Genomic DNA, 14,971 nt, shown 5'->3' on the forward strand with positions numbered 1-14,971 from the left:
CATTTGCCAATTTTACAATGTTATGATTACGAGAGATCTTATGAGATAATAACATCACTTCCTAAATTTTCTCCCTTTCCATTCATAAGATTTAAAAAAAGACAAAAGCGCCACACTCACACTAAAAAAAGGATAAATAACACTCGAAAACAAATAGGAAAGCAAAAGGCCTTCCTGTTTAAAAAAACGGGAGGTTTTAAATAACAATAAAAAGTCAATGCTAAATTTTATCACGAATAAAGCAATAGCAATTTTTATAGAAAGAATATTCAAAAAAACAGTAGGAATTAAAGCTAAACAGGCCAAGTTTCCAAACAAAACAATAAGACCAACCAATTTACCAAACCAATTTTTATAATGGCTAGACTTCGAAATCCATCGCAAACGTTGCTGAATTAGCGTTTTGGTACTTTGAGCAGGATTTGTAGTTACAATCGCTTGTTCAGATTTTAAATAGTGAACTTTTTTAGCGTCTTGTTTTAAAAGTTTTTCAAGTAGAAAAATATCATCTCCACTCGAAATAGTATTGTTGCCTTCAAAACCATTAACCGAATTAAATTCAGATTTACGATAAGCAAAATTGGCACCATTGCACATAAATGGTTTGTTTATGCCAAAACCACCAATAGTTGCCCCTTGTAAACTCAGAAAATCCAAAGTTTGAAACCGGTTGAAAAAAGACGTTCTACCATGATAAGTCACAGGTGCAACGATAGAATTCGATTGGTTGACTTGAATACATTCATCAAAAGCATCAAGCCAATATTTAGGCAAAATACAATCAGCATCAGTGGTTACAATCCAGTTGTATTTTGAAACTTTTATGGCTGTTGTAATGGCATCTTTTTTAGGGGAATTTGATGTTCTTTCATTCTGAATAATCCGAATGACGTCAATTCGAGGGTTTTGGTTTTTGCGAGATGTATGAAGAATGTTTTCTAGGATTGAAACCGAATCATCTTCAGAATCATCGTCGATCAAAATCACTTCAAACATCGTTTTGGGATAATTCAGCCTTGAAATGGAATCTAATAATTTCGGAAGGTTTTTAGCTTCATTCCTAAATGGAATAACAACTGAAAATTTAGACTTCGCTGGTAAATCCTGTAACTTAAAATCTTCGACCTTATTATATCCATAAACCAATAGGCCTATAATTATGAGATAAAAAAGAATAAAAAAAATGAGTAATGCTGAAACCATTATTCTACGGGTTTTGGAAGTTTAAAGTTAAGCACAAAATAACTTCCAAAAATACTCGGAATCACAAAATTGAGCAGCCACATTACTGTTGTAATAGACAAAATAGTTAGTTCATTAATATCAGCATAGCCAAACAAGAATACGGCAATGCTTCCTTTTACAACCACATCAAAAATTGAAATGGTTGGTAAAATCGACGCCAAAAAATACATGCTTGTAATAATTATCACGGCATCGAAATAATCGATATGGACACCAAATACCTTCATCAAATAATAAAACTGAAATGAAAATATGAGGTATCGCATTAACGACAATGTCAAGTTGGTTATATGTGTTTGAGAAGGCATGCTTTTTATAAATTGTAGAATACGCTCTAAAGGAAATCCTTTTATTCTAAACCGTTTTTGTTTCGTGACCAACCATAACAACCAACCAAAAAACAAAATAATTATGCCGAAAATCGAAAGCTTGTAAAGTTTGATATTAATTGGATAACGGTTGATAAAAAAAAGTAGACCAATAAAGCCTAAAAATGTTGTTATGGTCATTTGCGCCATATTTCCCAAAAGATTCAACAATACAATTTTTGTTCTAAAGGATTTTCTATAATAAATGACTTTAGCTCCGTAATCACCGATACGATTTGGTGTCATTAACGATGCTGTTTGTCCTCCTAAACTTTGTTCTAAAGCCGATTTAAAGGAAATAGGCTTTAGGGTTTTTACTAAATATTGCCATTTCAATATTTCGAAAAGCCAATTAAAACAGCTCAAAAAGAGCAAAAAAATGATGTTTTTGATGGAAAAAGTGTTGTTTTCTTTTAAAAATGAGATTAATTGACTGAATTCTAAATTTTCATTCTTAGCGATTTTAGAAAAAATAAAATAAAAAGCCCCAACTACAATACCCAACTTAATTAGGACTACAAAGAATTGTTTAGTTTTGTATTGCGAATTGACATTCATACTGCAAATAAAATCAAAAACTTAGAGATGCGATATAATTTTAAACAATACCTTTTCCTTTTTGGTCTCGTTTTTATCACTTTTAAAAGTGAAGCACAGTTTAAGGATACAGCCAAGTGGAAAGCCCTTTTTGCAGTTGGTGTTAATTATCCAACAACTGATGGCTTTGTAAATGGGTCTTATGCAAAATCAGTGAATTTCCCAACGATTAATTTAGGGATTCAGCACATGCTAAAACGGCAATATGGTGTAAAACTGGATTTTGGTTTCAACCGTTTCAAAAATGCAGATGATACACCAGAATTTAAAATCAACTATTCGAGGATTAATGCGCAGTTTGTTTATGATCCTTCAAGTTACCTTACGTTTTTACCGATGAGATTACGAACCGTTGTTCATGCTGGTCCCGGAATCACATTTGCCAAACCGCTTGGCACCTTAACCGAAAATAAGCAGATCTTTTTAAATCTGCTTGGTGGATTGGAGATTCATTATGCCATTAACGAAAAAGTATCTATCTACTCTGATGTCGCTTATTTGTATGGTGTTACAAATTTAGACGATTACAATCCTGCCTTAACAGGCTTAGGTGCTTTTAACGGCAGCGTTTTTAACCTTACCTTTGGCGTGGCAGTTTCATTAAGTGGTTGCCGATATTGCAATTAACGATTAAGATATCCATTGGCATGGATAATGAATATGAGCAAAGAAAAAATTATTTTAGGCATAGATCCTGGTACAACCATTATGGGTTTCGGACTCATAAAAATTGTGGGCAAAAAGATGGAATTTATGCAACTCAATGAGCTCATGCTAAAAAAATATGATGATCATTATCTAAAGCTCAAGCTTATTTTTGAACGTACTGTCGAACTTATAGACACATATCATCCAGACGAAATCGCTATTGAAGCACCATTCTACGGTAAAAACGTACAAAGTATGCTGAAATTAGGCCGTGCACAAGGTGTTGCCATGGCGGCAGGATTATCTCGTGAAGTTCCCATAACGGAGTATGCACCCAAGAAAATCAAAATGGCAATTACCGGAAACGGAAATGCCAGTAAAGAACAAGTTGCCAAAATGCTGCAAAGCATGTTAGGCTTAAAAGAACTGCCAAAAAATTTGGATTCCATGGATGGCTTGGCAGCAGCCGTTTGCCATTTTTATAATGAAGGTCGTGTTGAGGTTGGTAAAAGTTATTCTGGTTGGTCCGCTTTTGTGAAGCAGAATGAAGGGCGAGTTAAGAAATAGTTTTCAGTCTCAGTCACAGTTTTCAGTAAAAAAAAACAGTAAATGAAAGTCATTATCTTACTTTTAGTATGCAGTCAATCGCTTTTGAGTTTTAGTCAAGGTCAAGTTGAAATGACTGATATTGCAGAACAAAATTGGTATCTATCTCAAAAGATTAAAGATTCATTGGTTCTTGAATTAAAAACATTTCATAAGAACGATTCTACTTTTATAAGAAGTTTTGACGCTTCAGAAAAACTTTGGAATGCATTTGTGGATGAACAATTCAATCTAAAATTTCCAGCTTATGAATCTTGGGAAAACCGAAAGGAAATTTACGGTAGTCAATTTGATATGTTGAATTATAATTTTTTAAAAATGTATTGTGATTTAAGAATTGCGACCTTATATGATTTGTTTGAAGAGTAAAAAAAATTAAATAGTCAAAAGCTTTGAAGTATATTAAATATCTTGTTCTTAGTTTAGTATTCTATGCTTGCTCAAAACCTCTGAGCAATGAAGAATTACAAAAACATTATATTGAAGCTAGAGATTCCAAAAATTGGAAGGAAGCCTTACAATTATTAGACGAAAAAATAAAACGTACTCCTAATGATGCAAATCTTTATTTTGCAAGAGCACTAACCTATTCTAATTTAGATTTAAAATGGTCTAAAGAAATGGTGAGTGATTTAACTACTTTTTTAGAGTATAATCCAGACGACTATGTAGTTAAATTTATAAGGGCACAAGCGTTAATAGTTAATGGAGATGGTAAAAAAGCCATAGAGGATATTGATTCATTAATTGCTCTAAAAGGTAAAAACCCAACACTATTATCTTGGAAAGCCAATGCAGCATTTGCAGATAAACAATTCAGTTTAGCCGAACAGACTTATTACGAACGATTAAAATTACCTGGCTCTTACGAGGATTTAAAAAACACATATTATTATTGGATCTTTTCTAAATATTTTGGAGGAAATAAAGAAGGTGCCCAATGGGATTGTGCTTTTTTACCCGACAGAGGTTTTAAAGAAGATAATGCTTTAATGAAAGCCATCGTTCAGGATAAACTAGATTTTGATACATTGTCAAAATTTTCAATTCCTAATATGACGTTAGAACAATTAGATGGATTAATAACTAATAATTGTTCTGGAATTGATATTTTTCAAGGGAAAAATTATTTTAGATCAGAGCTGTTGGAAGAATTAGCTCATCTGGAAAAAACAGAAGACTTAAGTTCACTCTTAGACAATAATGAGGAGGTTTATGCTCTTAATTTAAGATATAGTGATTTAACTGAATTACCTAAAGAAATATTTCAACTTGTTAATTTGCAATCCATTGATTTATCTGGAAATAGATTCAGGGATAAGGAAAAATTATTTGAAGATTTAAGCAAACTGCCAAATCTAAAGGTGCTAAGCTTAGGAAGATGTAATTTACGAAGTCTACCAGATAATATCACTTTACTTCAAAATTTGGAAGTACTTGTGATTTATGTTAATGGACTAAGGGAAATTAACGAAAATATTGGTAAACTAAAACGATTAAAATTACTGGATCTTTCTAATAACAGTTATCTGAAAGACTTACCAAAAGCTATTCAAGAATTAAGGTGTTTGCAAAGGTTGGATGTTGCTGGTTCTGGATTGATAAGATTAAGAGAAGAACTTTCAAATTGTACTGAACTTGTGAGTATTTCAGCAAATGCTTGTAAAATTAAAACTTTGCCAGAACAAATAGGAAATTTAATTAATCTAAAACATTTTAATTTGGGCTATAATAAAATTGAAGAAATTCCTATTTCTTTTACAGAACTAAGCTCATTAAAAGAAATAAACTTAGGCTCAAATGAGCTTCTGAGTCTTCCTAAAGAGATCACTAAAATGCAACAAATAGAAAGGGTAAGTTTTGAGTTTAATAGGTTCAAGGAATTTCCCAAAGAGATTTTGAAACTAGAAAATCTCTACAGTATATGGATACATAACAATAGCTTTAAAGAAATACCATTAGAAGTGGCAGAGATGCCAAAAATGAAGAGAATCTTACTAGATCATCAGGTGATTACCGAAGAAAATATTGAGGCGTTAAAAACTATTAACCCAAATTTGATGGTAGAACGGCACGATACCCGACAATATGCCAAAGGCCGAAAACGAAAGAAATAGAACGGGCTGAGTAGAATGAAAAAAGAAACCAAAAACATACGTAATAGTTCTTCCCCTATGGGGAAGCTAGAAGGGGCTTTTGGCATCTACATCCACATACCATTCTGCAAACAAGCCTGTCATTATTGCGACTTCCATTTTTCGACCTCTTTGAAGAAAAAGGGCGAACTTCTCAATGCATTAGCCAAGGAATTAGAACTCCGTAAAGATGAATTCAATAATTCTACAGTTGAAACTATCTATTTTGGAGGTGGAACACCATCATTATTGAACACTAAAGAATTACTATTTTTGATTGATTCGGTATATGAAAATTATGAAGTTTCTGAAAATCCGGAAATTACCCTTGAAGCGAATCCAGATGATTTATCCACTAAACGCATCCACGACTTAACGGCTACACCTATTAATAGGCTGAGTATCGGCATTCAATCCTTTTTCGAATCCGATTTAAAACTCATGAATCGCGCGCACAATGCAGAAGAGGCGAAAGTTTGTTTAGAAGAAGCAACCAAATATTTTGATAATATTTCTCTTGATCTCATTTACGGGATTCCAGGCGCTTCGAACGAACAATGGTTAAAAAATATTGAAACTGCTCTAAGTTTTAAAGTACCACATATTTCAAGCTATGCATTGACCGTTGAACCAAAAACGGCTTTAGCCTCCTTCATAAAAAAAGGACTTATTGAAAACGTGGATGATGAACAAGCCCACGACCAATTTCATATTTTGAAAGATAAACTCGAAGCTTCGGGTTTTGTGCATTATGAACTTTCCAATTTTGGAAAAGAAGGTTATTTCAGTAAAAATAATTCGGCTTATTGGCAAGGAAAATCCTATTTGGGGATTGGGCCTTCGGCGCATTCCTTTAATGGCAAACAACGCAGTTGGAACGTAAAAAACAATTCAAGATACATCAAAGCCATAGAAAAAAACGAGCTCCCATTAGAAATAGAAACCTTAACCCAAACCGATCGTTATAATGAATATATAATGACAGGTTTACGAACCATTTGGGGTGTTTCGCTCAAAAAAGTTGAAAACGACTTTGGCGTTACTTTTAAGGATTACCTAAATGCACAGTCGGAAATTTTTATAAATCAACATTTATTGTATATTGATGATGCGCATTTACGCGTCACTAAAAAAGGACAATTTTTATGTGATGGAATTGCGTCCGAACTTTTTAAAATCAATTTAAAGTGATTACAACCATACAATATAATTCCCGAAAACTAAAAATAGATTTATCCCAACCTTTGGATATATCTATACCTCTTACGGGAGAAGCAACTAATGTAAATGCCTGGTACATAGGGCCACCAAAGATAGAACCAGAAATCATAGACGGAGAAAAGGTGAGTGTTGCCAATGGTGCTGTTGTAAATTTTAATACGATTACATTTAATCCACATTCGCACGTTACGCACACCGAAACCGTGGGTCATATTACAGAAAAGGTGTATTCTATAAATAAGCATTTAAAGCAATTTTTCTTTTTGGCCGAAGTGGTCACGGTTGCGCCAGAAAAAGCAGGAGATGATTACATGGTTTCAAAAAAACAGCTAAAATTTGCATTGGGTAATAAAAAACGCGATGCCATTGTGATTAGAACCATGCCCAATATGCGCGATAAATTGTCGAGGCAATACTCTAATACCAATCCGACCTATTTACAAGAAGATGCTGCCGAATATTTGAAAAATAAAGGGATTAAACATTTACTTATCGATTTGCCCAGTGTGGATAAAGAGAGTGATGGCGGTGAACTCTTAGCGCATAATGCATTTTGGAATACAAAAGGAAAATTGAGATTAGATGCTACAATATCTGAATTTATATATGTGTCCAATAAAATTGAAGACGGCATGTACATGCTCAATCTTCAAATTGCCCCATTTGAGAATGATGCTAGCCCAAGCAAACCTATTTTATATAAAATTTTAGACTAAGGTGATGAAAGCAATATTAAAGCTGGAAGAATTATTGATGTTTGCCTTAGGCGCCTACATGTTTAGTTTGTTAGGCATCAGTTGGTGGTGGTTTTTCGGGTTATTATTGTTGCCAGATATTGGAGCATTGGGCTATTTGGTAAACTCAAAAATAGGAGCGATGTCTTACAATGTTTTTCATCATAAAGGCATTGCGATTGTGGTTTATTTCGTTGGTATTTATTTTGAAAATGAACATTTAAAGCTCATTGGTATTATTTTGTTTGCCCATGCGTCAATCGATAGGGTTTTTGGTTATGGATTGAAACATTTTGATAGTTTTAAAAGCACGCATCTAGGAAAAATCGGAAATTAAAATGGAAACCTTTTTTATAATCATCATCAGTGTTTTAGTCACTTTAGGTTTGGTAACCGTTTATAAACAATGGAAAACTAAAAAAGTGACCAAAGAGCAATCTATTCTCATATTAGAAAAAATAAAACGCGTTTGTAAATTGGTATCGGTTGAAGGCGATTTTGCGGAAATTTACCATTATGAAGATGTTAAAGCAAAGTTTTTAAAACTAATTTCTAGCCGAAAAAAAGCATTGGTTGTGATTAACGCAAAAGCACATGTTGGCTTTGACTTGGGTAAAGTACAGATGTCATCAAATGCAAAAACAAAAACCGTTGTCCTAACACATTTTCCACAACCCGAAGTAATATCGGTGGAAAGCGATATTAATTATTACGATAAAAGGGATGGTATGTTCAATAGGTTTGAGGCAGCCGATCTAACGGATTTACACGCTAAAGCCAAAGCACATATTTTAGATAAAATTCCGGAAAGCGGTTTGTATACTATTGCGAAGCAAGAAGCTTTGGAAGCGATTCATCTTATTGAAAATTTAGTGGAAACTATCGGATGGACCTTAGATTATTCAGGGTTGAAAATTGAAGGAGAGGATGATAAAAAACTGTTGAAATAGTGATTAATATGGAGTTATTTGATATTGCAAGGATGATAGGGCGTGGCAATCTCTAATTCGAGAATTTGAAAACATGTATTTAGAAGAAATTAAACAAGATTCCTGCTTTCGTAGGAAATAATATGAACATAGAAGACTACAGAAACTATTGCCTAAACAAAAAAGCCGTTACTGAACACTTTCCGTTCGATAAGGATACACTAGTGTTTAAAGTCTGCAATAAAATGTTTGCCTTGGCCTCTTTAAAACGCTGGGAAAATGGGGAGGCATTTATCAACTTAAAATGTGATCCAGAATATGCCCAAGAACTGAGGGCCGAATACGATAGTATCAAACCGGGTTACCACATGCACAAGCAACAATGGAACAGCGTTTATATTCATACAGGAGAACTTTCACCGCAACTTATTACAAAACTGATTGACCATTCTTATGATATGGTTGTAAAAGGTTTGCCAAAAAAAATTAGGGATACATTATAATAATTTTACATTTGCTACCTAGCTTATAAAATATGTCATTAGAAAGAGAATTACAACAACGCAGTGGTTCACAATGTGAACTTTGCGGCAATAAAGAAAACGTTTCTAGTTATACAGTTTCAGATATAAAAGAGAACGGGTTGAAAACCGCGATATACGCTTGTAAAACTTGTAGAGAACAGATGGATGATGCAGACTGCATCGACTCTAACCATTGGCGATGTCTTAACGATAGTATGTGGAGCGAGCACGAAGCGGTAAAAATCATGGCATGGCGAATGCTTAATAGAATTAAAGCAGATTGGACACAAGACCTTTTGGCTATGATGTATATGGAAGAAGAGACCTTAGAATTGGCAAAAGCTTCTGGTGATGGTGAAGATGACGAAAACAAACTTGTGCATAGAGATGTGAATGGCGTCATTTTGGAGCATGGAGATTCTGTGGTTTTAATAAAGGATTTAAAAGTGAAAGGCTCTAGTATGGTAGCCAAACAAGGCACGGCTGTCAGAAATATTAGATTGGACCATGAGAACGAAACGTATATTGAAGGAAAAGTCGATGGTCAATTAATAGTGATCATTACGGAGTATGTAAAGAAAATCTAATCAGAATCTTTTTTATTGAAAAAATCGAAACTTAACGGAATTAAGCATACCATGAATAAGTACTGCCCTGTTACCAAACCGTAGATGGTGATGCCTGCCAAAAGAACCATTAGTATTACTTTGTATTTATACTGCATCTTGCAAAAATAGACATTTTGAACGGTGTTACAAATAAAATCAACTTGCGAAAACTGTCACAAAACATTGCTTTATAATTCTACCGATGCGATAATTTGCACCTTTGAATGCGCTTATTGCAAGGATTGTGTAGCGCTATTAAAAAAGGTTTGTCCGAATTGTGGAGGTGGATTTGAGAAACGACCATTGAGACCATTACATCTTTTAGAAAAATTTCCTGTTTCAAATGTTATAATACACCATCCAGTAGATATCAGAGCGCCTCTTCAAAAGCTTGATTATGAATAGTTTTACAGTTATTTTTCCTACATTTTATCAATTTTAAAACCTGCTGTTTATCGAAAAAATAAACAGTCCAGTTCAAATAATCCATTCAAAATTACGGTTTGTCGATTTTATAAGAATGCTCGCATGATAAATCCGATATTGAGGTCATCCCTCTAAATAATAGCACAAAAATTACTGATTAATAGCCCTGAATTAGTATGAACGCTTAAACATTATTTATTATGGATTTACAAATTACAAGTTACAACAATCGTTTTCAGATTAAAGGGACATTAAACAAAATGAACCTCAAAACGTTTAATTCGCATTTCGCTAACATCTTTGATAAGTTAGATGATATTTTAGTGGATATCGAACAGGTGAACAGTATTGACAGAGCTGGTGTAATGGCTTTGGCTAGACTTCATAATGAATCCATCACAAAATCAAAAAAACTATCGATTATAGGTTTGGGCTGCAAAGAACTTTATCAGCATTTTAAGTCTGAAGAAGTAAAAGCACCAAAGCAAACTATGATTGCCACTAACACAATCGTAGCAGCTTAACTCATACATTCTACCTTAATAAAGTGTTTCCAAGGCATTTATGGTGATAGATAGATGTTTCGGATACACTTTGTTTTTTAGTGAAACTCCAACTTAAAATAATCACGAATTGATTTATTTAAATTAGTTAGTTGAACCACGCCTGATGCTTGGAGGGCTAATCTTGTTTTTAGAACAAGATCTTATGATTTTAAATCATATTTTAGTTTCAAATTTCGTGATAATATCAGCAAGACATATCAGCGACTATTTTCCACTCGCCATTAATTTTCTTAAAAATAATGATGAACACACCATTGGCATTTCCAATTGAGCGTTTGAGATGATATGCTCCCATAACCCAATAATTATTGCCTTCAATTTTTGAGATATCGTTAATTACAAATTTCAGTGTGCCACTTTCTGCTTTCGTGGGATAGCCTTTTTTATAATTCGCTAACGTTTTTTCCCAACCTTTGGTAAGTCCACTGCTTCCATAGAATTTTAGTGCTTCACTTTTCCAATAGCCTTGCATAAAGCCTTCTAAATCGTGATTATTCCAAGCGATTTCTTGGTCGTTCATTACTTTTTGGATGGCTGTTTGGGCAGTTTCAAATGTGTCCTCTTGCGTATTTTGATGGGATCCACAGCTGAATAATAGAATGAGGAAATTGAAGTAAATTGTTTTCATTACAGATAGGTTTTGGTGTCCTAAAAGTAATGACTTCATTTTAAAAAATAAGTAATTTAGTGTTAGACCTTTCAGGTTTTCAAAACCTGACAGGTCTAATGCATTTAAAGCATACTTTTCTGCTTCTCCAAAAAAGCATCAGCTTGAAGTTGCATCAACTCACGAGCCTTTTTGCGTTTGTAATTCATCACGTCTTCTTCGTCAGCAATTTCGGTATAGACTTTATTATTGATCTCGTTATCGGTTTTTAGAAGCAGTTTCCGTTCTGCTACTTTTTGCATGGTCCAAGTTTGAATAGTGGTTTCTTGGTCTTGTAATCTGTAATCGAATTCACCCTTTGGCGATAACAGTTTTGCAATTATTGGAGAGGTTTCTATAGCTAAAAACAATAAGAATATAAAGAATGATGGTAACCAAGGTAATGTGCCCAAAGCTGTAATACGAGCCATTAAACCATCAAAGTTATCTATGATGGGTTGCGATTCGGCTACATTGGTCGTGTAATCGCCTTGAAGAGTTGCAATTTGGGTTTCCAGGGCGTCAATTTTAGCGTTGTTGTCGGTTTTTAATTGTTGCAATTCGGCTAAGCCAGCATCATGTTTGTCACGTTTTTCTTTATAAACAGGTCCTTTGCCTAAAAGTTTAGTGCCTGCTGTACCTTCCGCTTCAGAAATGTATGTATCATATAGGGCATTAACTTCAGTTTCTTTGAGATCTATTTGAGATCGTAATCCTAAAATCTCACTTTCGAGTTCGGTAATTTTTGGATTAAACTGTTCTGCGATTTGATTTTGGTTGGCTAAGGTCAATTCATTTTTTTGCTCTAATAACACCTGATTGATTTCCTTTTCAAAAATCTTAAGTTCTAAAGGTTTCGAAATCACAACAGCGATAATAACAGCTAATAATATCCTCGGCGTAGCTTGTAGAATTTCGTCTATAACATTATCTCGTTTTTTAATGGTGGAAACGATATAACGGTCTAAATTAAAAATGAGTAAACCCCAAATTAATCCGAAAAAGATGGAAGAATAAAGGTTGTCAAAAACCGTGAAAAGTGCATAACTGGCTGCAATAGTTGCCATAACGGCAGTAAAGAAAACGGTGGCACCAATACCGGCATATTTGTTCTGTTCACCAATGGAGCAGTCGTTTAAAATGTCTGTGTCTGCACCAGAACAGAGGATGAAGAATTGCTTTAACATGATTGATTGTTTTTTGATTGATCCTTCGGCTACGCTCAGGATAGATTGTCTATTAGAACGCTAAATGATTCGTTTTGTTACACTTTGGTACTAAAAAAAGCCTCAGTGAATGAGGCTTATTATATTTTGTTAAGAATATTTATTAATCAATTATGGTAATAACCAAGGGCTCAATCTTAGATTCAGAAGCATCTTTAATTGAAAATAAGACTAATTTCATATCCGTTTTCATACTTGCAATGGTCGTTAAAACATTTTTGTTTTCATCAAATGAATTACCTTTTATGAGTATTGTGGGTTTGCCTGGAATTTTAAGCTTAAATTCAGTGACATTACCATTTTCAGTAGTAAGCTTAAGGCTATTAACTTCTATTTTGGTCATTGTCAATTTAGGGAAATCTACTTTTTTCCCATTAATTATTAATTTAAGTGATTGTTGTTTACCCGATTTCCCATTGGCGCCGAGCAATATCGGTTTTTTAAAAATATAAACCAGAGGCTGTTTAGATTCTATATTATGACAAGTAACATTCAGCTTAGGATTCTTTTTTAATTGGTCAATAGCTATATCTGAAGAAATTGATTTTCCTTCGTTAAAAAATTTAGCATTGTTTTTTGCCATTCTAATAACGAAATCTAAAGTTGATTCTGGATCAGAGGTTGATGACTTGTTTGTATTAGTAGGCATCTCTACTTCCTTACCAAAACGATTGTAATACGTTGTTTTTTCATTTTTATCAGAATAATAATAGCTTTCTCCATCGATTTTTATGGGACCTTGTTTTTGTTCTTCATTTTCAACTATAATTGCAGTTCCCATTTCTATTGACCATGGAGAATCTTTAGAAGTCTGATCTTCTCGCATCTCTTTTAATGCTTTTTCTTTTTCAACTTTTGCTTCTTCTATTGTTAATCCATTATTAGGACTGAAATGTTTAGTTAATAAACCAAACTTTTTTTGGTTCTCTTTATGAATAATAAATGAAGACCAAATATCAGTTTTCCTCAATTCAGATTGAACCTTTTTTGCAAAATCCATACTTTTATTTTGCTCAATAAATATTGAGGCAGTTACATAATTTCTGCGTTCTTCAATCGTGAGATGTTCATTTATTTTGGTTACGGTATCTAATAAGTTCTTAAAGCTAACAGGTTCATTGTTTAAGGTTATGCTGTTGTCTCTTTTTATTAAAATTTCAACAGGTTTTATGGTTTGATTACTGTTTGTTTTTGCAACTTCATAATTATTAGCATTCGGGCCACCTTTCTTAGGGCTATTGGTTTTTTTAGGAGCCGCAGGAGGCGCAGGAGGCGGAGGCGGAGGTATTGCGGTTGAAGAAGCATCTGCAATGATAATTTTAAACTCATGGTCTATAACCATAGTTTTGATCTTTTCGAGCGCTTTCTTTGATGCTTCACTTGGGTCGTACTTCACATAAACGGCTTTAGTAGAATTGGCAAACTCTGATAGAGACTTTAGTTTAGATGCAATGGCTTTTATTGTAGCTAACTCATCATTTACTAGTAACTCTCCGTTTTTGTTTATTAAAATTGTTAAAAGCGGCTGTTCTTTCTGTACTATAATTTGTGGGTTTGGAATTTCCTTTTCGATTTCTATGCGTTCGGCAAAGCTGTAAAAGAGAACTGCAATAATTGGCAATACTAATAACGTACTTAGCCAAATTCTGGTTTTTGAGGTTTGTTTTTTCATAACTCTAAATCGTTTTTTGACCTGCCCGAATGTGTTCTTTGAAAATAATCCGTTCAGGCGGGTTGATGAATAATTGATCGCACTCGATAATGCATAATCTTGAGTGTTCCGATAGCTATCGGAAGATGAAAATTGTAATATTATATTTTGATAGGTTTTAGCATCCGAACCTTGTTTTAAAACGCCTTGATCGGCTAAAAATTCATGATTTAATTTGACGTGATGTTTCAAAATATATATTAGAGGATGAAACCAAAATACAATTTGAAGTAATTCTAGGATTATAATATCTAAACTGTGCAGTTGCTTGGCATGGGTTTCCTCATGAAGCTTGACTTCCGCTGGAACAGAGTTGGACTCATATCTCATTTTATTAAAAAAGATATATTTAAAAAAGGAATGCGGAACCAGATTTTCGCGAAGCAAAACATAGACGAAAGAGCGTTTGGTAAGCTTTACATTTTTAGAAATGCGTCGTTGCATTTTTACGAGGTTAACCACAAATCGTATGAAAAACAACAAAACTCCCATCCCGTAAATAAGCCATAATATATGTTCTAATGTGAAAATTGAAGGTGTTTCAATGGGTTCAATTTCAGAAAGTTCTGTTGGAATGTTAATAGAGGACGTTTCAAAATTTGTTACAACTGGTTCTACGTATTCTGTGATGGTTAATGTTGGAATGACTAAGGCCAGAGCCATGGCGCCCAATAAATAAAAACGTTTGAAGTGATGCATAGTTTGCCGTTCTAAAAAAAGAACATAGACTAACCAAAACACTAACAAACAAGCCGAAAATTTTAAAAGATAGAGTTCCATA

The 14,971-nt window shown here is 33.7% G+C and carries 17 protein-coding genes; 12 read left to right on the forward strand and 5 right to left on the reverse strand.

Going from position 1 to position 14,971, the window contains the following annotated elements:
* Positions 1–54 precede the first annotated feature (54 nt).
* Positions 55–1,203 (reverse strand): glycosyltransferase, encoded by a 1,149-nt coding sequence (locus HM987_RS01205; RefSeq protein WP_179004477.1) that lies wholly within the window; start codon positions 1,201–1,203, stop codon positions 55–57.
* The gene (locus HM987_RS01210) at positions 1,203–2,171 is read right to left on the reverse strand and encodes a lysylphosphatidylglycerol synthase domain-containing protein (RefSeq protein ID WP_179004479.1); all 969 of its coding nucleotides are present in this window, start codon (positions 2,169–2,171) and stop codon (positions 1,203–1,205) included. Before HM987_RS01210 ends, HM987_RS01205 begins: the two co-directional genes overlap by 1 nt.
* 27 nt (positions 2,172–2,198) lie before the next feature.
* Between HM987_RS01210 and HM987_RS01215 the strand changes: the two genes are divergently transcribed.
* From HM987_RS01215 to HM987_RS01270, 12 genes are all read left to right on the forward strand, one after another.
* Positions 2,199–2,837 carry a cell envelope biogenesis protein OmpA gene (locus HM987_RS01215; protein ID WP_179004481.1) on the forward strand — a complete coding sequence of 213 codons (639 nt, stop codon included), beginning with the start codon at positions 2,199–2,201 and terminating at the stop codon, positions 2,835–2,837.
* 33 nt (positions 2,838–2,870) lie between these two features.
* Positions 2,871–3,425: a crossover junction endodeoxyribonuclease RuvC gene (gene ruvC, locus HM987_RS01220; RefSeq protein WP_179004483.1), complete on the forward strand. Its 555-nt coding sequence runs from the start codon at positions 2,871–2,873 to the stop codon at positions 3,423–3,425.
* Between the two features lie 42 nt (positions 3,426–3,467).
* Positions 3,468–3,833 (forward strand): hypothetical protein, encoded by a 366-nt coding sequence (locus HM987_RS01225; protein WP_179004485.1) that lies wholly within the window; start codon positions 3,468–3,470, stop codon positions 3,831–3,833.
* Between the two features lie 23 nt (positions 3,834–3,856).
* Positions 3,857–5,581: a leucine-rich repeat domain-containing protein gene (locus HM987_RS01230; protein ID WP_179004487.1), complete on the forward strand. Its 1,725-nt coding sequence runs from the start codon at positions 3,857–3,859 to the stop codon at positions 5,579–5,581.
* A gap of 57 nt (positions 5,582–5,638) precedes the next feature.
* Complete coding sequence (gene hemW / locus HM987_RS01235) at positions 5,639–6,790, forward strand: radical SAM family heme chaperone HemW (protein ID WP_229724710.1); 1,152 nt, start codon at positions 5,639–5,641, stop codon at positions 6,788–6,790.
* Positions 6,787–7,536 carry a cyclase family protein gene (locus HM987_RS01240; RefSeq protein WP_179004492.1) on the forward strand — a complete coding sequence of 250 codons (750 nt, stop codon included), beginning with the start codon at positions 6,787–6,789 and terminating at the stop codon, positions 7,534–7,536. The genes hemW and HM987_RS01240 overlap by 4 nt, the downstream gene beginning before the upstream one ends.
* Positions 7,537–7,540: 4 nt before the next feature.
* Positions 7,541–7,891, forward strand: a complete 351-nt coding sequence (locus tag HM987_RS01245) for a DUF4260 domain-containing protein (RefSeq protein ID WP_179004494.1) — start codon at positions 7,541–7,543, stop codon at positions 7,889–7,891.
* 1 nt (position 7,892) lies between these two features.
* Positions 7,893–8,504, forward strand: coding sequence for a DUF4230 domain-containing protein (locus HM987_RS01250; protein WP_179004496.1), 612 nt, complete (start codon positions 7,893–7,895; stop codon positions 8,502–8,504).
* A 122-nt stretch (positions 8,505–8,626) separates the two neighbouring features.
* The gene (locus tag HM987_RS01255) at positions 8,627–8,986 is read left to right on the forward strand and encodes an MmcQ/YjbR family DNA-binding protein (protein WP_179004498.1); all 360 of its coding nucleotides are present in this window, start codon (positions 8,627–8,629) and stop codon (positions 8,984–8,986) included.
* 32 nt (positions 8,987–9,018) lie between these two features.
* A complete protein-coding gene (locus HM987_RS01260) occupies positions 9,019–9,594 on the forward strand; it encodes a PhnA domain-containing protein (protein ID WP_179004500.1) in 576 nt (191 codons plus the stop codon).
* Between the two features lie 162 nt (positions 9,595–9,756).
* On the forward strand, positions 9,757–10,020 hold the full coding sequence (locus HM987_RS01265) for a DUF1272 domain-containing protein (RefSeq protein ID WP_179004502.1): 264 nt from the start codon (positions 9,757–9,759) through the stop codon (positions 10,018–10,020).
* Positions 10,021–10,241: 221 nt separating this feature from the next.
* On the forward strand, positions 10,242–10,565 hold the full coding sequence (locus tag HM987_RS01270; protein WP_229724546.1) for an STAS domain-containing protein: 324 nt from the start codon (positions 10,242–10,244) through the stop codon (positions 10,563–10,565).
* 226 nt (positions 10,566–10,791) lie between these two features.
* Here the strand turns inward: HM987_RS01270 and HM987_RS01275 are convergent, their stop codons facing one another.
* The 3 genes from HM987_RS01275 to HM987_RS01285 all read right to left on the reverse strand — a co-directional run bounded on the left by HM987_RS01275 (position 10,792) and on the right by HM987_RS01285 (position 14,970).
* A complete protein-coding gene (locus HM987_RS01275; protein WP_179004503.1) occupies positions 10,792–11,235 on the reverse strand; it encodes a YybH family protein in 444 nt (147 codons plus the stop codon).
* Between the two features lie 104 nt (positions 11,236–11,339).
* Entirely contained in the window at positions 11,340–12,440 is a 1,101-nt protein-coding gene (locus HM987_RS01280; protein WP_179004505.1) for a DUF4407 domain-containing protein, read from the reverse strand.
* A 142-nt stretch (positions 12,441–12,582) separates the two neighbouring features.
* Complete coding sequence (locus tag HM987_RS01285) at positions 12,583–14,970, reverse strand: M56 family metallopeptidase (RefSeq protein ID WP_179004507.1); 2,388 nt, start codon at positions 14,968–14,970, stop codon at positions 12,583–12,585.
* Position 14,971 lies beyond the last annotated feature (1 nt).

The organism is Winogradskyella forsetii (assembly GCF_013394595.1).
Taxonomy (GTDB): domain Bacteria; phylum Bacteroidota; class Bacteroidia; order Flavobacteriales; family Flavobacteriaceae; genus Winogradskyella; species Winogradskyella forsetii.